This window comes from Streptomyces sp. NPDC006430 (genome assembly GCF_040612395.1).
Lineage (GTDB): Bacteria > Actinomycetota > Actinomycetes > Streptomycetales > Streptomycetaceae > Streptomyces.
This window is the reverse complement of sequence record NZ_JBEXQA010000126.1, coordinates 1-1009: the sequence shown is the minus strand read 5'-3', so window position 1 is coordinate 1009 and position 1009 is coordinate 1. Positions and strand designations below refer to the sequence as shown.

Below are 1009 nucleotides of genomic sequence, written 5' to 3'. Positions count from 1 at the left end.
CGTCAACACCAGATGCCGCACACCGTGAACAGCAACCAGATGACGAGCCACCGCACGACCCAACTCACCCGTACCACCCGTCACCAAAACCGACCTGTCGGGGTCCAGCTGAGGAGCATCGGACACCTTCGCCGTACGGATGAGGCGGGCCGTACGGACCTCCGCGTCGCGGAGCGCGATCTCCGGCTCGTCGCCGAGGGCGAGGGCCCGGGCGAGCGCGAGGTCGTCTTCGACGCGGTCGGCATGGTCGGCGCGGTCTGCGCTGAGGTCGATGAGGCGGATCTCGCGGTCGGTGTGCTCGGCTCGGGCCGCCCGGACCAGGCCCCACAGGGCGGCGTGCGCGAGGTCGGTCACTCCGTCGCCCGCGTCCACGGCCGAGCGCGTCACCCAGACGAGCTCGGTCGATTCCAGGCGGGGTTCGGCCAGCAGCCGCTGAAGGGTGCCCAGGGCAGCGGCCGTCAGCGCGTGCGCGTCCGCGGCGGGGACCCGGCCGGTGGCGTCCACCAGAATGCGGGCCGGGGCGTCGGCTCCTTCGGCGAGGCGCGCGAGGAGCGCGTCGAGGTCCGGGAACACCTGCGCGCCGAGGGTGGCGGCGAGCCCGGCAGCACCTTCGAGGGCCCAGGACTCCCCGGCCGGTTCCGCATCGCCCGGCGTCCGGACAGCACGGAACTCCACGCGGTAAAGGTGCTCGGCCCGTTCGCCGGCGCGGACCTGCTCGGCGCTCGCCTCACGGATCGCGAGACCACGGGCCCGTACGACGGGACGGCCGGTGCTGTCGGCGACGGTGAGCGCGAGGCGCTCGTCCGTGCCGGACGCGACGTCGACGCGTACGCGGAGCTCGGTTGCACCGGCGGCGAACAGTTCGACACCGGTCCACTCGAACGGCATGAACACGCGCTGTCGTGCCTCTTCGTCGCGTACGCCCATGAGGGTGTGCAGGGCGGCGTCGAGGAGGGCGGGGTGAACGGCGAAGTCGTCGGCCTTCAGGCCGTCGGGGAGACGGATCAGG

Annotated in this window: 1 protein-coding gene; it reads right to left on the bottom strand. The window is 72.8% G+C overall.

The features are described 5' to 3' along the window. Window positions 1-1009: polyketide synthase dehydratase domain-containing protein (locus ABZZ20_RS36905; protein WP_356877450.1), on the bottom strand; the 1009-nt coding region annotated here is incomplete at both ends.